The sequence below is a fragment of the Aeromonas sp. 160P genome (assembly GCF_055193095.1).
This window is the reverse complement of the sequence record NZ_JBUXKV010000001.1, coordinates 1,057,501-1,076,082: the sequence shown is the minus strand read 5'-3', so window position 1 is coordinate 1,076,082 and position 18,582 is coordinate 1,057,501. Positions and strand designations below refer to the sequence as shown.

At 57.7% G+C, this 18,582-nt stretch carries 19 protein-coding genes, 1 tRNA gene, 2 rRNA genes and 1 pseudogene (1 of these 23 only partly in view); 11 read left to right on the top strand and 12 right to left on the bottom strand.

Annotation, left to right across the window (positions count from 1 at the left end; all coding sequences use genetic code 11):
* Nucleotides 1-62 precede the first annotated feature (62 nt).
* On the top strand, nt 63-239 hold the full coding sequence (locus ACY8FN_RS05135) for a hypothetical protein (protein ID WP_463099392.1): 177 nt from the start codon (nt 63-65) through the stop codon (nt 237-239).
* Here ACY8FN_RS05135 and ACY8FN_RS05130 read toward each other — a convergent pair.
* From ACY8FN_RS05130 to tatA, 3 genes are all read right to left on the bottom strand, one after another.
* Complete coding sequence (locus ACY8FN_RS05130; protein WP_101316695.1) at nt 217-1,638, bottom strand: MltF family protein; 1,422 nt, start codon at nt 1,636-1,638, stop codon at nt 217-219. The two genes, ACY8FN_RS05135 and ACY8FN_RS05130, sit on opposite strands and share 23 nt — an antisense overlap.
* Nucleotides 1,639-1,867: 229 nt before the next feature.
* Nucleotides 1,868-2,170: a YfcZ/YiiS family protein gene (locus ACY8FN_RS05125; RefSeq protein ID WP_101316693.1), complete on the bottom strand. Its 303-nt coding sequence runs from the start codon at nt 2,168-2,170 to the stop codon at nt 1,868-1,870.
* Between the two features lie 16 nt (nt 2,171-2,186).
* On the bottom strand, nt 2,187-2,348 hold the full coding sequence (gene tatA / locus ACY8FN_RS05120) for a twin-arginine translocase TatA/TatE family subunit (protein ID WP_101316691.1): 162 nt from the start codon (nt 2,346-2,348) through the stop codon (nt 2,187-2,189).
* Between the two features lie 276 nt (nt 2,349-2,624).
* Between tatA and ACY8FN_RS05115 the strand changes: the two genes are divergently transcribed.
* On the top strand, nt 2,625-3,617 hold the full coding sequence (locus tag ACY8FN_RS05115; RefSeq protein ID WP_463099391.1) for a LysR family transcriptional regulator: 993 nt from the start codon (nt 2,625-2,627) through the stop codon (nt 3,615-3,617).
* On the opposite strand, the gene ACY8FN_RS05110 is transcribed toward ACY8FN_RS05115, so the two are convergent.
* Both ACY8FN_RS05110 and ACY8FN_RS05105 read right to left on the bottom strand, forming a co-directional pair.
* Entirely contained in the window at nt 3,590-4,189 is a 600-nt protein-coding gene (locus ACY8FN_RS05110) for a YhgN family NAAT transporter (protein ID WP_042019740.1), read from the bottom strand. The genes ACY8FN_RS05115 and ACY8FN_RS05110 overlap by 28 nt on opposite strands.
* A 99-nt stretch (nt 4,190-4,288) precedes the next feature.
* A complete protein-coding gene (locus ACY8FN_RS05105) occupies nt 4,289-4,534 on the bottom strand; it encodes a YecH family metal-binding protein (protein ID WP_068978315.1) in 246 nt (81 codons plus the stop codon).
* A 209-nt stretch (nt 4,535-4,743) separates the two neighbouring features.
* On the opposite strand from ACY8FN_RS05105, the gene ACY8FN_RS05100 reads away from it, so the two are divergent.
* Nucleotides 4,744-6,030 (top strand): dicarboxylate/amino acid:cation symporter, encoded by a 1,287-nt coding sequence (locus tag ACY8FN_RS05100; protein WP_463099390.1) that lies wholly within the window; start codon nt 4,744-4,746, stop codon nt 6,028-6,030.
* Nucleotides 6,031-6,041: 11 nt separating this feature from the next.
* Here the strand turns inward: ACY8FN_RS05100 and ACY8FN_RS05095 are convergent, their stop codons facing one another.
* Nucleotides 6,042-6,356, bottom strand: a complete 315-nt coding sequence (locus ACY8FN_RS05095) for a putative signal transducing protein (RefSeq protein WP_042019746.1) — start codon at nt 6,354-6,356, stop codon at nt 6,042-6,044.
* A gap of 9 nt (nt 6,357-6,365) precedes the next feature.
* Nucleotides 6,366-7,268, bottom strand: a complete 903-nt coding sequence (locus ACY8FN_RS05090) for a LysR family transcriptional regulator (protein WP_438579784.1) — start codon at nt 7,266-7,268, stop codon at nt 6,366-6,368.
* A 97-nt stretch (nt 7,269-7,365) separates the two neighbouring features.
* On the opposite strand from ACY8FN_RS05090, the gene ACY8FN_RS05085 reads away from it, so the two are divergent.
* Nucleotides 7,366-8,418 (top strand): HlyD family secretion protein, encoded by a 1,053-nt coding sequence (locus ACY8FN_RS05085; protein WP_101316679.1) that lies wholly within the window; start codon nt 7,366-7,368, stop codon nt 8,416-8,418.
* Nucleotides 8,418-9,971: a DHA2 family efflux MFS transporter permease subunit gene (locus tag ACY8FN_RS05080; protein ID WP_139690753.1), complete on the top strand. Its 1,554-nt coding sequence runs from the start codon at nt 8,418-8,420 to the stop codon at nt 9,969-9,971. The genes ACY8FN_RS05085 and ACY8FN_RS05080 overlap by 1 nt, the downstream gene beginning before the upstream one ends.
* A 79-nt stretch (nt 9,972-10,050) precedes the next feature.
* Here the strand turns inward: ACY8FN_RS05080 and ACY8FN_RS05075 are convergent, their stop codons facing one another.
* On the bottom strand, nt 10,051-10,677 hold the full coding sequence (locus tag ACY8FN_RS05075; RefSeq protein WP_101326240.1) for a lysoplasmalogenase: 627 nt from the start codon (nt 10,675-10,677) through the stop codon (nt 10,051-10,053).
* Between the two features lie 175 nt (nt 10,678-10,852).
* Between ACY8FN_RS05075 and ACY8FN_RS05070 the strand changes: the two genes are divergently transcribed.
* Nucleotides 10,853-11,008: a hypothetical protein gene (locus tag ACY8FN_RS05070; protein ID WP_005348505.1), complete on the top strand. Its 156-nt coding sequence runs from the start codon at nt 10,853-10,855 to the stop codon at nt 11,006-11,008.
* A gap of 210 nt (nt 11,009-11,218) precedes the next feature.
* On the opposite strand, the gene ACY8FN_RS05065 is transcribed toward ACY8FN_RS05070, so the two are convergent.
* Complete coding sequence (locus ACY8FN_RS05065) at nt 11,219-12,337, bottom strand: acyl-CoA desaturase (protein WP_463099389.1); 1,119 nt, start codon at nt 12,335-12,337, stop codon at nt 11,219-11,221.
* A 147-nt stretch (nt 12,338-12,484) separates the two neighbouring features.
* Between ACY8FN_RS05065 and fabR the strand changes: the two genes are divergently transcribed.
* The 5 genes and pseudogenes from fabR to istB all read left to right on the top strand — a co-directional run bounded on the left by fabR (nt 12,485) and on the right by istB (nt 15,934).
* Nucleotides 12,485-13,105 (top strand): HTH-type transcriptional repressor FabR, encoded by a 621-nt coding sequence (gene fabR / locus ACY8FN_RS05060; RefSeq protein WP_139729466.1) that lies wholly within the window; start codon nt 12,485-12,487, stop codon nt 13,103-13,105.
* A 19-nt stretch (nt 13,106-13,124) separates the two neighbouring features.
* Complete coding sequence (locus ACY8FN_RS05055) at nt 13,125-13,490, top strand: YijD family membrane protein (RefSeq protein WP_157830522.1); 366 nt, start codon at nt 13,125-13,127, stop codon at nt 13,488-13,490.
* A gap of 142 nt (nt 13,491-13,632) precedes the next feature.
* A pseudogene (locus ACY8FN_RS05050) lies at nt 13,633-13,959 on the top strand (transposase); the annotation flags it as partial.
* 194 nt (nt 13,960-14,153) lie between these two features.
* Nucleotides 14,154-15,167 carry an IS21-like element ISAeme17 family transposase gene (gene istA, locus ACY8FN_RS05045; protein WP_463099388.1) on the top strand — a complete coding sequence of 338 codons (1,014 nt, stop codon included), beginning with the start codon at nt 14,154-14,156 and terminating at the stop codon, nt 15,165-15,167.
* Entirely contained in the window at nt 15,164-15,934 is a 771-nt protein-coding gene (gene istB, locus ACY8FN_RS05040) for an IS21-like element ISAeme17 family helper ATPase IstB (RefSeq protein WP_099994263.1), read from the top strand. The genes istA and istB overlap by 4 nt, the downstream gene beginning before the upstream one ends.
* Before the next feature lie 362 nt (nt 15,935-16,296).
* On the opposite strand, the gene ACY8FN_RS05035 is transcribed toward istB, so the two are convergent.
* The 3 genes from ACY8FN_RS05035 to ACY8FN_RS05025 all read right to left on the bottom strand — a co-directional run.
* Nucleotides 16,297-16,373: transfer RNA gene (locus tag ACY8FN_RS05035), tRNA-Asp, on the bottom strand.
* Nucleotides 16,374-16,471: 98 nt separating this feature from the next.
* Nucleotides 16,472-16,586, bottom strand: a 5S ribosomal RNA gene (gene rrf, locus ACY8FN_RS05030).
* A 127-nt stretch (nt 16,587-16,713) separates the two neighbouring features.
* Nucleotides 16,714-18,582: ribosomal RNA gene (locus ACY8FN_RS05025) — 23S ribosomal RNA — on the bottom strand; it runs 1,021 nt beyond the window's last position.

Below are 18,582 nucleotides of genomic sequence, written 5' to 3'. Positions count from 1 at the left end.
GCTGTCATGGCCGGGTGTCATAACGCTGGCGAGCCTCTTCACATATTCAAAAGGAGTTGCTGATGGAACTGCATGATACCCCGATGTTGCGCTATCTGGGCCAGCTCAGCCAGCCAGATCTCATCCCGGCCACCAGCCCCGCTCACTGGTTTTTGCAACACAGGGACGGCGGCTGGCAGTTGCCGACCGTGCAGGCGACCCTGCCGGTCAACCGGCTCAGGGCTGCGCCGCTTCGATAGCGGCAGCCTTGCCCTCGATCTGTGGCAGGCTGAAACGATAGGCCACGTAGTACTTGTAGATGGTGCCGACATAGTTGATCGGCCCCTGCCCCACTTCGTTGGCCACCAGTTGATCCACGTTGCCAAACCAGACGTTGGGATCGAGCCCCAGCTTCTCCGCCTTGCCCCGCAGCGCCTGCACCCGGTTCGGCCCCGCGTTGTAGGCGGCGAGGGCAAACAGGTGGCGGTTGAGCCGATCCAGCTTGGGATCATTGAAGTAAGTATCGAGGATCAACCGCATGTAGCGGCAAGCAGCCTCCACATTACCCTCCAGCGTGGTCAGCTTGGCGCCGTTGATGCCGACCTCCCGCCCCGTGCTGGGCAGCAGCTGCATGAGGCCCACGGCCCCCTTGTGCGAGCGCACCTTGGGATTGAGGCCGGACTCCTTGTAGCCGAGCGCCGCCAGCATCAGCCAATCGAGATCGTATTGATTGGCGTACTTCTCCAGTACTTTGCGAATGGTCGCCAGTCGCCCCATGGGATCCGGCGCCAGTATATTGCTCATCTGATCGCTGTGAACCAGCAACCGTCGTAAGGTGATGTCACTGTAAAGACTGTGACTGCTGACGCTAGCCAGATAGCCGTTGACCGCCTTGAGCAGCTCGGGACTGTTCTTGCGCAGCGCCCAGGCGCTCGCGCCATTGCTGCGCAGCGGTACCAGCTTGTGGGCCTTGAGGCCGGAGATCATCCCCCCCAGCCAGATCCGCCCCTTGTAACTGTCGGTCACCGTCAGGGGAATAATGCCAGCGGCTACCATCTCCAGCAGATCGCCATCCTGCAGATATTCCGGCACCGTCTCGATATAGACGGGGGGCAGCCCCAGCTCGCGAAACAGCCAGTTGAGCTGACGCAGACTCTCGTAGTAGCTGGAGCTGGCCCGCACCCAGACCCGACGGCCGGAGAGCTGGGTAATGCGGCTGAAGGCGGGCAGGCCCTTCTGGCTCACCACCCACTCCTCGATGGAGGAGATGAGCGGCCGGGAGAAGGCCACCTGTTCACGCCGGGTCGGGGTCACCGTCATGGTCGCCGCCACCAGATCGCCACGCCCCTCGGCCAGATAGTCCAGCAGCTTGTCCTGACGCACCGGGATGTAGACCACCTTGAGCTTGACCTTCTCCTTGGCGAGATAGGTCTTGTTCAACCAGCGCTCGAACCCTTGCAGCTGATTGACCAGGATGCCGTACTGGGAGCCACGATCGAGAAAATAGAAGCCGCGCTCATAGACCACCAGAGCCCTGAGTTCGCGCTTTTGCAGAATACTTTCGAGATCCCCGGGTTGGGGCAGACGCTGTGGCTTGAGATCGGCCGCCAGCAGGGGAAAACAGCAGAGAGCCAGCAGAGCCCAGATCCAGCGCCCCATCACGATGGCCGCCTCAGCGCTGACGTCACTCCTGCTGCTTGTTGGCAGCAAGGATCACTATAGAAGGTGGGATTGGGGGCAGAGATCCATCGCTGCGTCATGATGTTTACGCCTTCTGTTGGCCGACTCGCGCCGGGCAAAAACGTCTGTGGGATAGAGTAACTATAGAACGGCGACCCACAGCAGAAGGGTCAACACGGCAGGCTGTGCTGCCGTGTTATCACATTAATCAGATAGAGCGGGCACGCAGCTCAAAAATGAGCTTTTCAGCGGTGCAGGTAAACTGCAGGCGGGCTTTGAGGATCACCCCGTTGGCACCCTGACCCAGCTCGCTGCTCACTTGAGCTTCGGCAGTGACCTGCTTGGCCAGTGCTTCATAGGCTGCCAGCTTGGCGCGGGCATCAGCTTCGGTCGCAGCTTCAATCGCCAGCTCCATCACCTCATCACCTTCACCTATGATGGTGCCGATCTCGGCAAAACAGCCGCAGCTGTCACAGGTTTCGTTCAGTTCTACTTTTTCGTCTACAGACATTTTCTACTCCTACTGCTTATTTCGGATTATTTGCGTCGTCACGCATCGCCTTGCGAAAATCTTTGATAGCGGTACCCAGATCCTCACCCGCACTGGCAAGACGTTTGCTGCCGAAGACCAGCACGACTACCAGCAAGAGGATCAACATATGCCAGATATGAATTCCACCGAGTCCCATAGGGATACTCCCTCACAAAGAGATATCTATCAGTTGTATCAAAATAGAGCGCAGGGATTGTTGGGCAAAATCAAGGCGGGCGCAAGTGAGCAAATAAATCAGAGCCAAAAAATAGGGCGACCCAAAGGTCGCCATATTGATTGTGCTACGTGTCCCCTCAACCGCTACATCCTGTACCAGTGGTTCATGCGAACCTGAGACCATTCGAGGATAAGATCGCCAAGATATGAAAACAAATGGTATAAATTCATCTTAGAATTGAATGGGATTCATATCATGCTACTGGAACAACTGGGTCGCATCGACCTCAATCTGCTGATTATCCTGCAAGTGCTGCTGGAAGAGCGCAACGGCAGCAAGGCAGCGCGCCGCCTTCATCTAAGCCAGTCCGCCGTCAGCAAAGCCCTCGGCCGCCTGCGCGATACCTTCAATGATCCCCTCTTCATCCGCTCCGCCTACGGGCTGGAACCCACCGGCCGCGCCCTTGCGCTGCAACAACAGCTGCAACCCATCTTGCTGTCGCTGGACAACCTGATCCAGCCGCCCGAGTTCGATCCCGCCAGCTCGGAGCGGGAGTTCGTCATCGCCAGCATGGACAGCGCCTTCACCCTGTTTGCACCACTGTACTTGAGTGAGCTGAAACGGCAGGCACCACGGATCCGCTTGCGCTATGAGGAGTGGACCGAAACCAGCCTGACCGAGATGAGTCAGGGGCAGGTGGATATCGCCTTCGCGGTGCGGGAAAACTGCATCAGCTCCGATTACCGGCTAGACACCCTGCCCGGCAACATCTGCCAGCGACTGCTGGCCGTCGATGATCTCACCTGTCTGGTACAGCAGCACCATCCCGCTTTGCGAGAGCCCAACTGGAATCTGGATCACTACCTCAGCTATCCCCATGTGCAGACCTACTGCGAGGGGCGGGATCGCTGGATGCTGGACCACAAGCTGGCAGAACAAGATCTCTACCGCCGCATCGAGGCCACTGTCCCCTCCTTCGAGGCCGCACTACGGATGGGGATGCACTCCGACATGATAGTGACGCTCTCCAAGCTGTACGCCCGCAACGCCACCCAGGTCTATCCGCTGTTGCAGCTACCGCTGCCCATCGGGCTGGACAGCATCTCCCACCTGCTGATCTGGCATCAGCGCCACAGCGAGGATCCGGGCCATCGCTGGCTGCGGGAGCTGCTGCTGACCCAAATCATGAGTCAGCTCCAGCCAGCGTCGGGCCACGAGGATCAGGGGATGGCGGTCACCGAAAGATAGTGATGTACCCCATCCAGCAACATCTGGACCGCGATCATCACCAGCAGCATGCCCATCAGCCGCTCTACCGCCGTGAGCCCTCGCTCACCCAGCAGCTTGTTGAATACCTCGTAGAACATCAGGATCACCGCGCTGGCCGCCCAGGCAATAAAGAGTGCCAGCGACCAGTCCACCATCCGGGCGGGTTCCTGATTGGCCAGTAGCATCAGGGAGGCCAGGATCGAGGGACCGGCGATCATCGGGATCGCCATCGGCACCAGGAAGGGCTCTTCACCTGCCGCCAGCCCGGTGACGCCCCCTTCACTGGGGAAGATCATCTTGATGGCGATCAGGAACAGGATGATACCGCCGGCAATGCTGACCGCTTCCTGTCGCAGGTTGAGGAAACCGAGGATCTGCTGACCGACAAACAGGAACAGCATCATGATGGCCAGCGAGAAGAGCAGTTCGCGGATCATCACCTTGCGCCGCCGCTTGGGATCGATATGACGCAAGATAGAGAGGAACACCGGCAGGTTGCCCAGCGGATCCATGATCAGAAACAGCATGACTGCGGCAGAGAAAGTATCCATACAACGCCCTGGCTACGCCTTGAATAGGGAAAAGAGAGGGGGCGAAATATAGCAAAAGGCGAAGAATTCAGCGAGCGCCATGATGCGCCCGCAGGAGAGTCAACCGTGGTTGCAGATCTTGTCGGCGCGGGTCTGGAAGCCGTCGGCCGAGTCGATAAATTTGCCGCGGGCGGCCAGAAAGTCGATCAATGCCTCCCCATCCATCTCGCTGGCGCTGCAGGTATGAAACCGCGCATCAGCCCCGAACCGTTCTGCCATCGCCTGCTTGAGGCTGGCACGGCTAAATTGCCCCCCTTGCTCCAGCATCATCTCCATCACTTCATGACCATGTACCGATTGCGACATTTTCTACCCCAATAATAAATATGCAGAATGTACATTAAAGCCTGCCTCACACCGAGAGACCTTGATATAAACCAACAAACCGCGCATTAGCTGACCAGAGGGGTGGTCAGCGCCCACGCTTTGTCGATAATGTGGCAACCCGGTGCAGGGATCGCTACACTGGCGCCCCATTTTAGCCATCGCAGACAATGTATAAGGATATTGGCGTCATGCAGTTCCATGGAGAGGCTATCAAGCCCTGGCAGATCTGGACTCGTCGTCCGCTCTGGCTCAAGACCCTGATCGGCATGCTGCTGGGGGTCGGCCTCGGGGTCGGCATTGAGGAGCAAGCCTTGCTGCTCAAGCCCATTGGCGTGTTGTTCGTCAACACCATCCAGATGCTGATGGTGCCCCTCATCTTCTGCTCGGTCATCGCTGGCCTCACCTCGCTGCTCAAGGGCAAGGCCCTGGATCGCATCGGTATCAAGGCCATCTGCCTCTACTTCTGCTCCACCGCCATCGCCATTTGCATCGGCCTGATGATGGGCTGGCTGCTGGAACCGGGCGTGGGCGCCGACATGGGCCCCTATCTGCGGCCCGGGACAATGCTGGAGTCACCCTCGCTAGCCAATGTGCTCGGCTACCTGGTGCCAAGCAATCCGGTGCAAGCGATGGTGGATGGAAAAATTCTGCAGGTGATCGTCTTTGCGGTGGCGCTGGCGCTGGCCCTCAATGCCTGTGGTCGTCGTGGCCGTCCTGCCATTCTCTTCTTTACCTCGCTGGCCGAGGGGATGTTCAAGCTGACCCAGATGGTGATGGCGCTCGCCCCCTACGGTGTCTGCGCCCTGATGGCCTGGATGACCAGCAAGTACGGCCTCGAGCTGCTGCTGCCGCTGCTCAAGGTGATCGGCGCTGTCTACCTCGGTTGCCTGCTGCACGTGCTCGGCGTTTACAGCACCCTGCTGCTCCTGCTGGCACGGCTCAATCCGCTGCACTACTTCAAGAGCATCGTCGATGCCCAGGCAGTGGCCTTCACCAGCAGCTCCAGCAACAACACCCTGCCTATCAGTCTGGCCTGCGCCGAGCAGCGGCTGGGAGTCTCACCCACTATTACCGCCAAGGTGCTGCCCATCGGTGCCACCATCAACATGGATGGCACCGCCCTCTATCAGGGGGTGACCGCACTGTTCGTGGCACAGGCGTTCGGGGTAGATCTGCACATGGTGGATTACCTGACCATCATCAGCATCGCCACCCTGGCCAGTATCGGCACCGCAGGCACCCCGGGCACTGGGCTAATGCTGCTGACCCTGACCCTGACGGCGGTCGGTTTGCCGCTGGAAGGAGTGGCGCTGATTGCAGGTATTGACCGGATCCTCGACATGGCGCGCACCACGGTCAATGTATCGGGGGATATTCTGGTATCTGTGCTGATCGCCCGCAGCGAGAACGAGCTGGATTTGGCGACCTACCATGATGCCAGCGCAGGGGAAGATATCGACTTCCCGCTGCGCTAGCGGCAGAGAGATCAGCTGTCGTGGGGATCGTGATGACAGCGCCAGCAGACCTCAAAGTTGGCGCCGTTCTCCTCCCCGCACTGGCCACAGAGCCAGCCATTACCCTGGCGCTGCTGGTAACGCTCGATGACCCGCCCCGCCTTGCTGCGGTCTTCGCCACGCACCAGCAGGGTCACCTGCAGCATGTCTACCGGCAGGTCTCCCAGGGCGCCAAACAGTCCATCGCCATTGAGCCGCACCACCACCCCTTCCGCCTCCAGTGCCCCTTTCAGGGCGTGGGCCTCCAGGGTATGAGAAGCGCGATAAAGATTGATCCAGTTATCCATAGCTCCCCCTTACAACAACTTGTCGATGCCAAACTCGGCGCTATTTTCCACCATGAAATCGATAAATACCCGCAGCTTGCGCGGCATCAGCCGCCGTTCCGGAAACAGCAGGTAAATCGGCACTCTGGGCTGCTGCCACTCCGGCAACAGGGTCACCAGTTCGCCACTGGCCAGCTCTTCCTGACAAAGCATAGCGGGTAGCGAAGCCAACCCGATCCCCGCCTTCGCCGCCTCCCGGGCACAGGTAATATTATTGACCCGAAAACGGGATGGGGGGTCAACCAGCACCTCTTTACCATCCCGGTCGAAACACCAGTGAGAAGCGAGAAAGCCACTGCTCACCGTCACTCGCTCATGGTCGGTTAAATCCTCTGGCCGGGTAATGGCCGGACTGCGCGCCAGATAGTCAGGACTGGCACAGAGCAGCCGACCGGTGCTCCAGAGCCGCCGCGCCGCCAGATTGGAGTCGCTCATGTCACCGAACCGGATCACCGCATCCAACCCTTCGCTGATGGGATCGATCACCCGGTTGGTCAACTCCAGCTCTACCTGCAAGCCGGGATAGACCTGCAAAAATTTGGCGACCATCCGCCCGATCACCAACTGCCCCGTCTCGATAGGCACTGCCAGCTTGAGGGTGCCGGTCACCTCCTGCTGGCTGGCGCTCAACATCAGCTCCGCCTCGGTCAGGGCATCGACCGCCTTGCTGCAGTGCAGATAGTACTTCTCCCCCTCCTCGGTCAGGGTGAGCTGACGGGTAGAACGATAGAGCAGACGTACCCCGAGCCGCTGCTCCAGTTCGGCGATACGGCGACTCACCATCGCCTTGGTCATCCCCAACTCCTGAGCGGCGGCGGTAAACGAACCTTTGTCGACAATACGCACCAGAATTAACGCTGCATTGAGATCCATTGTTGCACCAGTGAAACTGTATATCTCGTGAACCAATACTAATCGAAACAGTCGACCAGTGTTAGCCTGCTCGCCTTACGTTCAGGAATCCCGCCAAATGCGTCAACACCAAAAAATTCCCCTGCTAGCCGCCATGATATTGGTGCTGATCGGTCTGCTGTTCGCCGGTTACTGGTATCTGCACGGCCGCTATTTCGAAAGTACTGACAACGCCTATCTGCAGAGCGAAGTGACCGGGATCCGATCCAAACTGCCTGGCTATATCAGCGAAGTACTGGTCACCGATAACCAACCGGTCAAAGCAGACCAGCTGATCGCCCGTCTTGATGATCGCGAATACAAGAACAAGCTGGCAGAGGCCGAAGCCAATCTGCAACTCAATCAGGCCACCGCCGAAAATCTGGCCGCCACCCGCACCCAGCAGTTGAGCCTGATCCAGCAAGCGGAGGCCAGAGTCGCCTCCGCCAGTGCCGAGCAACTGCGTGCCCACCAACAAGTGAACCGGATCAGCCAGCTCAACCAGCGTAACTACAGCTCGCAAGACAGTCTGGACGAGGTGCGGGCCGGTCTGCAGGTCAATCTGGCACAGGAGCAAGAGGCCAAAGCCGCCCTGCAGGCCGCCCGCGAGCGACTGCTGGTACTGGATGCCGAACGCAAACAGAATCTGGCCAGGCTGGCCCTGAGCGAAGCACAACTGGAAGAGGCGAGGCTGGAGCTGACTTACACCGAACTGCGGGCACCAGCCGATGGCATCATCGGCAAGCGCAGCTTGCGGGAGGGGCTCTATGTCCAGTCCGGCATGCAGGTCGCCAGCCTGGTGCCGCTACAACAGGTATGGGTCGAGGCCAACTTCAAGGAGACCCAGCTCGCCCACATGCAGCCGGGCCAGAAAGTAGAAGTGGTATTGGATGCCTACCCTGATCAGCCGGTCGAGGGGATTATCGACAGTCTCTCCCCCGCCACTGGCGCCAAGTTCGCCCTGCTGCCACCGGAGAACGCCACCGGCAACTTCACCAAAATCGTCCAGCGGGTGCCGGTCAAGATCCGCATCCCCGAGCCGGGTTCACTGGCAGGCAAACTGCTACCGGGTCTCTCCAGCGAAGTGATCGTGGATACCCGTACTCCTGAAGCCGTGGTTGCCGCCAACTGATGGAACCCATTCCACGTCGCCACTGGATCGCGGTCATAGGGGGCCTTATCGGCGCCTTTATGGCCATCCTCGATATCCAGATCACCAACGCCTCCCTGAAAGATATTCAGGGAGCGCTATCCGCCACCCTCAGCGAAAGCTCCTGGATCTCCACCTCCTATCTGGTGGCAGAGATGATCGCCATCCCCCTCAGTGGCTGGCTGAGCCGGGGGTTGAGCGTGCGCCGTTACCTGCTCTGGACCACCGGCGCCTTTATTATCGCTTCCGTGCTCTGCTCGTTCAGCTGGAACCTCACCAGCATGATCATCTTCAGGGCGCTGCAGGGCTTCACCGGTGGTGCGCTGATCCCGATGGCCTTCTCCCTCATCGTTACCCTGCTGCCACTGCATAAACGAGCTACCGGCATGGCGCTGTTCGGCCTCTGTGCTACCTTCGCCCCGGCCATCGGCCCGACCCTCGGTGGCTGGCTCACCGAACAGATATCGTGGCACTACATCTTTTATATGAATGTGCCGCCGGGACTGCTGGTGATGGCGATGCTGGCCTACGGGCTGGACAAGAAACCGGTGGACTGGGCAGTGATCAAGCAGGTCGATCTGATCGGCATCGTCACCATGGCGCTCGGCCTCGGCCTGCTGGAAGTGGTGCTAGAGGAGGGCAACCGGGAGGACTGGTTCGGCTCGAGTTTCATTATCCGACTCTCGGTCATCTCGGCAGTCGCGCTGGTGTTCTTTGTCATCAGCCAGCTGATGCGGCGGCACCCGCTAGTCAATTTGCGGCTGCTGCACAACCCGCGCTTCGCGCTGGCCTGCTTCGCCTATCTGATCCTCGGGATGGCGCTGATGGGCTCCATCTACGTGCTACCGCTCTACATGACCCAGATCCACAACTACAACGCGCTGGAGATTGGCGAGGTACTGATGTGGATGGGATTACCGCAACTGTTGGTGCTACCGCTGGTGCCCAGGTTGACCCACAAGATAGACCCGCGCTATCTGGTGAGCTTCGGCTTTCTGATCTTCGCCGTCAGCTGCTTTATGAACGTCAATATGAGTGCCGACTATGCCGGGCCACAGTTAATACAAGCGTTGATCGTACGGGCACTGGGGCAACCCTTCATCATGGTGCCGCTCTCCCTGGTCGCCACCGCCAGCCTGAGCCACGACGAGATCCCCTCCTCCTCGACCCTGCTCAACGTGCTGCGCAACCTCGGCGGCGCATTCGGTATCGCCATCATCGCCACCCTGCTCGACAACGATACTCGCACTCATGTGGTGCAGATCAGCAGCACCCTGGCCGCCAGCAGTATCGAGGGGCAGAGCTATCTGCTGCAGTTGGCCCAAACCATGATGGAGCAGGGATCAAGTCCGGAGATCGCTCAGCAGCAGGCACAAGCCATGCTGACCAATACCATCAACCGGGAAGCGGCCATCATGGCCTACAATCAGGTGTTCTACATCATGGGGATCTTCCTGCTGATCGCCAGCGCCCTGATGCTGTTGCTCAAATCCCCCGCGCCACGGGCGGCGGATGCCGAACCGCTAGAGGCGTAAAAAACAGCCGAGGCATAAAACGAAAAACGGGCAAGCGCCCGTTTTTCTTTATCTGTTACCTGCACTCAACCACCGGACGTTATCCCGCCAGCGACCCCGCAATCAGGAATTGCGCGGCGAAGTAGCTGCTCATGATCCAGGCGCGGGCGTGGGGAAAGGGACGGCGGAAACGATCAAGTGCCAGCATGCAGTCGGAGAAGAGGAACATCAGCGCCCCCACCAGCGCTGCCGCAGAACCTGCGGTGAGCGAGGCGTGCCAGGCACCGGCGGCAACCCAAGCCATGCCGATGATCACCAGCATGTAGCAGAAGACCGGGATCCGCATCTCCCCCAGCTTGCCCCACAAGATGCCAAACACCATGCCTGCGACCAGTAACAGCAGCAAGCCATCGACCAACTTGAGCACCAGCGGCCCTTGGGCAAAGCCGACGATATAGCAGAGGTGCGCGACAAAAAATGCGGCCAGTCCCTGAATAAAGCGATCAGTTGGCAGCATCAGCAATACATCACCCGCCAGCGAGAGGCAAAGACCGAGCAAGATCCAGGCGTGAGAACCATCGTGGTCATAACTCTGATAACCGAACGCCAGCGCAATGATCAGCAGCATGGTCAGCGGCTTACTTATATAGAACTGGCGACTATCTGAACCGTAGGCAGCGCGGATATGCCACCAACCGGAAGCGATGATCAAGAAACTCAATAACATGCCCTGCTCCTCACCTGTTGCTCGCTGTCATACGGCAACCGTTTTTATCATGGTGCAGGGTAACAAATTCCTTGCTGCAGTGGCAGAGCTGCTTATCAAATGGGCAGCCTAAGCCTAAAGTCTAATTGCCCCCCCGTGTGGTTCAGGGCATAAGTGACGGGTCTGGAGGATCACCATGGAAGAAGCTATGAAAAACTATCTGCCCGCCATCGATATCATGATGTGCCATCTGGGGATCAGCTTTGAGCAGGCCTGCGAACAGCTGGGTCTCAGCCAGCAGGAGCAACAGGCACTGGATCAGTTGCAGCAACAGCAGAGCCAAGCCAACTAGCCCTCCCGTTATTGGACATCATGATGTGCCATCTGGGGATCAGCTTTGAACAGGCCTGCGAACAGTTGGGTCTCAGCCAGCAGGAGCAACAGGCACTGGATCAGTTGCAACAGCAGAGCCAAGCCAACTAGCCCGTTCAAACATGCATACCAAAGAGAAGACCGCCAACTGGCGGTCTTCTCTTTTAGTCTGTGTGATACCCGGACGGCATCATGCAATGCCTGCCAGCAGGCGACTCCAGTTGCGCTTACCTGCGATAAAGCCGTCCCGCAGGGCCCGGTACTCCAGTTGCAGCTTGAAGCGGTCATAACGCGCCAGCGCCTTGCGCTTGCGCAACTCCAGCAGCCGTTTGCGACTGGCATAGTAGTGCTGCAATTGCTCGCTCAGTTTGTCGTACTCCTCCTGCAGCAACGCCTGCCATAGCTCGCGATCTTCCTGCTTGCGCAACCTGGCTTGTGCCCGCTTCAGTTGCATCTGCAGTCTGGCTTGCTCGATACGCTCCTCCGGCGAGGATCTGAGGTCCCCCGCCAGACCGCACCAGGAGGCGAGCCGGATCAGCCACTTGGTCGGATCGAACTGCCACCAGTGAATGCCGTTGCGGTAGTCATTTTCGAACAGGTGGTGAAAGTTGTGGTACCCCTCGCCAAAGGTGAAAAAGGCCAGGATGCCGTTGTCGCGAGCGGTATTGCGGTCGGTATAGGGCTGACTGCCCCAGATATGGGCCAGCGAATTGATAAAGAAGGTGGTGTGGTGAGTCATCACCATCCGCAGCACGCCCGCCAACAGCAGCATGCCGAGCAGATCCCCGTGCCACAGGCCTAGCAGCAGCGGCAACCCCAGATTGGCCGCCAGCGCCAGCGTCAGATAGTGACGGTGCTGAAACGCGACGACCGGATTGTTCTGCAGATCCCGCACATTGCTGTAATCGCCATAACGCTCTCCCTGATGCTCCCGCAACATCCAGCCGATGTGGGAGTACCAGAAACCGCGCCCCGCGCTGTAGGGGTCTTTTTCGTTGTCATCCACATGACGATGGTGACGGCGGTGATCAGCCGACCAGTGCAGGGCCGAATTCTGCAACGCCAACGCGCCGCCGATGGCAAACAACCACTGCAAAGCGGGGTGCGCCTTATAGGCCTTGTGCGACCAGAGCCGGTGATAGCCTGCGGTGATGGAGAGACCACTCAGGCAGAACAACAACAGGAAACTGGCCCACTGCCAGAGATCATAACCGTGGATCACGCCGTACCAGGGCACGACAATCAACGCCACTATCCCGGAGAGGGAGAACAGCAGGGTATTGGTCAAAATTATTGGGGGTCTGGCCATCTCATTGCATCCTTTCAGCGAACAGCTGTTAGCCATTTTCTATGGCGATTTCCTCACGGTCAATGGTAAAAAAGTAGGATACAAACCTGACCCTGAGGCGCCTTCGGGTTATCATTTGGCCTCAATAAGCTGAAGGTGACTGATTTCGTGGGTATTCGCGCTCAACAAAAAGAAAAAACCCGGCGTACATTGATCGACGCTGCATTCAGCCAACTGTGCGCCAATCGGAGTTTCTCCAATCTCAGCCTGCGGGAAGTCGCTCGTGAAGCGGGTATCGCCCCCACCTCTTTCTATCGCCACTTTCGCGACATGGAGGAGCTGGGCCTGACCCTGGTTGACGAAGGGGGTCTCACCCTGCGCCAACTGATGCGCCAGGCACGCCAGCGCATTGCCGGTGGCGGCAGTGTCATCAGCACCTCGGTGCAGACTTTTATGGAGTTCGTCGAGAACAACCCCAACATCTTCCGGCTGCTGCTGCGGGAACGCTCCGGCACCTCGGCCGCCTTTCGTCAGGCGGTGGCTCGCGAAATCCAGCACTTCATCGCCGAGCTGACCGATTATCTGGAAGCCACCACCGAAGCGCCACGGGAAGATGCCTACATCCAGGCAGAAGCCATGGTCACCATCGTATTCAGTGCCGGTGCCGATGCGCTCGACATGACTAACGAAGAGTGCCGGGCACTCTCCGACCGTACAATTCGCCAACTGCGGATGATCGCCATGGGCGCCGAGGTACAAAACCAGAAGCGCCGTGAACCTCACCCATGACCACAGGATGGAGAACGACATGCCTGAACAGCTTATGATCCCGAAAAAACCGCTCGCCATGGCCATGCTGATTGGTATCTGTGGCGATGCCTCTCTGGCCGTGCTGACCAATTCGGTCGTGCCCTTCTCCTTCTTCCCGCTGATTGCCCTCTGGCTGGCGGCCTATCAGCTGTTCCAGCACTATCGCCACGAACCCATGGTGGGCAATACCCCCATCTGCACCCTGCTCTGCCTCTTTATCGGTGCCTTCGGTCACTCCGCGCTGCTCAAGGTGCAATACCCGGAGCTCGGCAGCAACTTCTTCTCCCTGATCATGATGCTACTGCTACTGGCAGCCCTCTCCATCAAGCTGGGCCTGAGCATTGGCAAGAAAGAGAAGCCCTGATAAAGCGACCAAGTGATAGCAATCCCCTGATAGATAAAGAAAAGAGGCCTTCCCAACGGGAAGGCCTCTTTGTTTGGCGCTGTCCCAATTATCTGTTGAAAGGCCAAGCTTGAAGTAGGCCATCACTTTGAGGTCTACCATCATGGATACCCCAGCCTTTCAACACCTGTTGTCTCTCTTTCCACAACTTACCCTGCGCCAACGCCGTGTTGCCCAACAGGAGCTCACTGCGCCCCACGCCATTACCTCCCTGAACTCCCAGTTACCTGCATGCCGTGGTTGCCCACATTGTCAGGCCGATGCCAATCAGTTGGCTCCCTGGGGATGGAGTCGGGGACTACGTCGCTACCGTTGCAAACTGTGTCTGCGCACCAGCACCGTGCTGACCAGGACCCCCTTGGCCAGATTACGTAAAGCGCAGTGCTGGGAAGACTACGCGCAAGCCCTCACGGAAGGACTGACTGTCCGCCACGTCCGGCAATCGCGGCATGATCAACCTCGCCAAGCGGCTTGGCTTCAAGATCGATGTCCAGATGGAGGATGGGGTGGTCAATATGGAACTGCCCTGTAGCCAACATGTCACCGCCGATGTAAAAATGACCCACTAACGCCGGAGTAAAGTTGACCCACCTGGGCCAAGATCGTGGCTTTTGAGCCACGCCCATGTTGACCCAGGAGTTATCAGTGGAAATCAGAGTGTTGGCCCGTCAGGGCATGAGCATCCGGGCTATCGCCCAGCAATTGCGGGTGTCCCGTAACACGGTTCGCAAGTATCTGCGCAACCCGGGCCTGCCAATCTATCCCAGCCGAGCAGCCCGACCAACCAAGCTCGATCCTTTTAAACCCTATCTGCAAGCGCGTATCCAGGCAGCGAAGCCACACTGGATCCCGGCGACGGTTCTGCTCAGGGAACTGCGAGAGCATGGTTACACTGGCGGGCTCTCCCAGCTCAAGACCTGGTTATCGCCTCTGCGCCATGACGCCTCTGGCACCATCGTCCGTTTTGAAACGGCCCCCGGTAAACAGATGCAGGTCGATTTCACCATTATCCGCCGCGGCAATCGGCCTCTAAAGGCCTTTGTTGCTACCCTGGGATTTAGCCGCGCCAGCTATGTCCGTTTCTTCGATCACGAACGTAATGATGCCTGGTTGACCGGACTGCGTGAGGCTTGTCATTTCTTCGGTGGGGTCCCGCAGGAGGTGCTATTTGATAATGCCAGCACCATCATCCGCGAACGGGATGCTTACGGTGAAGGTGACCATCGTTGGCACCCGGCCCTGCTCGCCTTGGCCGAAGAGTTCGGTTTTCGCCCCCGCGTCTGCCGTCCCTACCGGGCCCAGACCAAAGGCAAGGTCGAGCGCTTCAACGGCTACCTCAAACGCAGTTTTGTCACACCACTGGCAGCCACCCTCAAGCAGGCAGGACTGGCGCTAGATGTGTCAACCGCCAATGCCCATATCGGCCCCTGGTTGGAAGACATCGCCAACCAGCGTAGCCATGGTACTACCGGTGAAGTCCCGGCTATCCGATTGCAACAAGAGCTGCCTCATTTTCTACCCCTGCCACAGACGCTACCCGTTAGTCCCGGCACCACGGCCACTGCGCGCCCCATGCCGCTGGAGAGCTTGCAGCATCCGCTATCGGTATACCAAGACCTGCTGGAGGTGAACGTATGAACTTGCAGCATGAACGCCTGATGGCCCTGAGTCAGGCGCTGCGCTTGGAAGGGATTGCTGCCCAGTGGTCAGCACTAGCTCAGAAGGCGGCCAACGAGGAGGCGAGCTTCGCCGATTATCTGGAGTGGTTGCTGCACGCAGAGCAGACCTTGAGGACCGAGCGCACCCGCCAGACCTTGCTCAAACTGGCCACTTTACCCGTGGTCAAAACGCTGGAGCAGTACGACTTCGGCTTTGCCAGTGGCGCACCTCGCAGCCAGTTGCAGGAGTTGGCCAGTCTGGCCTTTATCGAGCGGAGCGAAAACATAGTGCTGCTGGGCCCAAGCGGAGTGGGCAAGACGCATCTTGCCATCGCACTGGCCTATCGGGCTCTGATGGCTGGCATCAAGACCAGATTTATCAGCGCAGCAGACCTGATGTTGCAGCTTCAAGCAGCTCAACGACAGGAGCGGCTTAATGCCTACTTCAGCCGTGTCGTGATGGGGCCGCGTTTACTGGTGATCGATGAGATAGGCTACTTGCCGTTTGGGCGTGAGGAAGCAAACCTGTTTTTCAATGTGATCGCCAAACGTTATGAGAAAGGGAGCCTGATCTTGACGAGCAATCTGCCCTTTAGCCAGTGGGCCAGCACCTTTGCCGATGATCAGACACTGACGGCAGCTATGCTCGATAGACTGTTACATCATGCACACATCGTTCAGATCAGCGGTGAAAGCTATCGTTTGAAAGAGAAACGCAAAGCGGGGGCCACACCCAAAACCAATTAACCCCATGTCCGGGTGGATCACTTTTCAATCGGCGAAATTAGCCAGAGTGGATCAGTTTTCGGTCGGCGTTGACACCAACAGGCGGCAGAAGCCTGATTTAGTCGACCATAGCCCTGTTAAGATGGTTATTAATTGAGCAAAAAAGTCGTGATATAGATACAAAAAGGAGGGAGTAGCAGGTTTTTTAGCCCTCTTTCGGCAGGAAAAAGCCAGATGTGGGCTGTTTTACATACTAAAAATGACAAAGCCAGGTCGAGAGGCCGGGCTTTGCTGTTCGCTCTGGTGTGCAAGCATGGGGGGCAATGGGCAAAATCCGCCCATAGCAAAAAGGCCTTCCCAATCGGGAAGGCCTTTAAAATTACTGGCGGAGCGGACGGGACTCGAACCCGCGACCCCCGGCGTGACAGGCCGGTATTCTAACCAACTGAACTACCGCTCCGCTATTTGGTTAGCTTTTCGCTAAATCTTTTGCCGCTTATCAGAGGTGCCATCCTCTCGGCCAATGACATGAATTTGCACATCATTGTTTAATTGGGTGCCTGGCAGTGTCCTACTCTCGCATGGCGAATGCCACACTACCATCGGCGCTACCGCGTTTCACTTCTGAGTTCGGCATGGGATCAGGTGGTTCCACGGCGCTATGGCCGCCAGGCAAATAACTTCAATCTGAAAAAGCTGACGTAAATAACGATGTTGCTCGTGGCTTGTCGTTATCACTGAATTAGTTAGTAGTTCACTTGGTATCTGTTACAAGCCTCAGAACACTTCTTGGGTGTTGTATGGTTAAGCCTCACGGGTAATTAGTATGGGTTAGCTCAACACGTCGCCGCGCTTACACACCCCACCTATCAACGTTGTGGTCTCCAACGGCCCTTTAGGACCCTCAAGGGGTCAGGGATGACTCATCTCAGGGCTCGCTTCCCGCTTAGATGCTTTCAGCGGTTATCGATTCCGAACTTAGCTACCGGGCAGTGCCACTGGCGTGACAACCCGAACACCAGAGGTTCGTTCACTCCGGTCCTCTCGTACTAGGAGCAACTCCCTTCAATCATCCAACGCCCACGGCAGATAGGGACCGAACTGTCTCACGACGTTCTGAACCCAGCTCGCGTACCACTTTAAATGGCGAACAGCCATACCCTTGGGACCGACTTCAGCCCCAGGATGTGATGAGCCGACATCGAGGTGCCAAACACCGCCGTCGATATGAACTCTTGGGCGGTATCAGCCTGTTATCCCCGGAGTACCTTTTATCCGTTGAGCGATGGCCCTTCCATTCAGAACCACCGGATCACTATGACCTACTTTCGTACCTGCTCGACCTGTCCGTCTCGCAGTTAAGCTGGCTTATGCCATTGCACTAACCTCCTGATGTCCGACCAGGATTAGCCAACCTTCGTGCTCCTCCGTTACTCTTTGGGAGGAGACCGCCCCAGTCAAACTACCCACCAGGCACTGTCCGCGAGCCCGATTCAGGGCCCTGCGTTAGAACATCAAACATACAAGGGTGGTATTTCAAGGACGGCTCCAGCGCAACTGGCGTCACGCCTTCAAAGCCTCCCACCTATCCTACACATGTAGGTTCAATGTTCAGTGCCAAGCTGTAGTAAAGGTTCACGGGGTCTTTCCGTCTAGCCGCGGGTACACCGCATCTTCACGGCGAATTCGATTTCACTGAGTCTCGGGTGGAGACAGCATGGCCATGGTTACACCATTCGTGCAGGTCGGAACTTACCCGACAAGGAATTTCGCTACCTTAGGACCGTTATAGTTACGGCCGCCGTTTACCGGGGCTTCGATCAAGAGCTTCGCTTGCGCTAACCCCATCAATTAACCTTCCGGCACCGGGCAGGTGTCACACCCTATACGTCCACTTTCGTGTTTGCAGAGTGCTGTGTTTTTGATAAACAGTCCCAGCCATCTGGTCACTGCGACTCCCAACTGCTCCATCCGCAAGGGACTTCACTGTCAAGAGCGAACCTTCTCCCGAAGTTACGGTTCTATTTTGCCTAGTTCCTTCACCCGAGTTCTCTCAAGCGCCTTGGTATTCTCTACCCGACCACCTGTGTCGGTTTGGGGTACGATGACTTGTAATCTGAAGCTTAGAGGCTTTTCCTGGAAGCATGGCATCAATGGCTTCCGCACCGTAGTGCGTTCGTCTCGTGTCTCAGCGTTGTATCTCCGGATTTGCCTAGAAATACCGCCTACGCACTTTCACCAGGACAACCGTCGCCTGGCCCACCTAGCCTTCTCCGTCCCCCCATCGCAATTACAAGTCGTGCAGGAATATTAACCTGCTTCCCATCGATTACGCCTTTCGGCCTCACCTTAGGGGTCGACTCACCCTGCCCCGATTAACGTTGGACAGGAACCCTTGGTCTTCCGGCGAGGAGGTTTTTCACCCCCTTTATCGTTACTTACGTCAGCATTCGCACTTCTGATATCTCCAGCATACCTCTCGATACACCTTCGCAGACTTACAGAACGCTCCCCTACCACTCACACATAAGTGTGAATCCGCAGCTTCGGTGCCTGGTTTGAGCCCCGTTACATCTTCCGCGCAGGCCGACTCGACTAGTGAGCTATTACGCTTTCTTTAAATGATGGCTGCTTCTAAGCCAACATCCTAGCTGTCTGAGCCTTCCCAC